Below are 313 nucleotides of genomic sequence, written 5' to 3'. Positions count from 1 at the left end.
TCCTGGTGCGAAGAAGGCTGATGGCATGAGAACGAGTCTGTCCGAAAAACGGGAAACCGCCCCTGGGGCGGGGCTGAAAGCGCGATGCTCGGCCATAAAAGCTCGCCTTGCTGCAGCAGAAGCGATCAAGCTGCCATCTCGGCGCAGCCGAAGCCGTTGATAAGACATTCCTTTGATTCCGATGCTGAAACAAAACCACTTTTACATCTCTGGTCGGCGTTGATGATGTAACCGCCCCCCGGCGGCATGTGTGTGCCAAGGTGGGTCTGTATGGATCCACAAAGGGGAGCGGTCATGTCGGAGATTATCACGG

The 313-nt window shown here is 56.2% G+C and carries 1 protein-coding gene; it reads right to left on the bottom strand.

The genetic code is table 11. The annotated features are described in order from the left end of the window. Positions 1-125: 125 nt before the first annotated feature. Positions 126-313, bottom strand: a 188-nt coding sequence (locus EEB11_RS19880) for a hypothetical protein (protein WP_210134478.1), incomplete at its 5' end; no start/stop codon positions are given.

The organism is Pseudotabrizicola sediminis, assembly GCF_004745575.1.
Classification (GTDB): domain Bacteria; phylum Pseudomonadota; class Alphaproteobacteria; order Rhodobacterales; family Rhodobacteraceae; genus Pseudotabrizicola; species Pseudotabrizicola sediminis.
The sequence above is the reverse complement of the archived record's forward strand: the minus strand, read 5'-3'. Positions and strand labels throughout refer to the sequence as shown.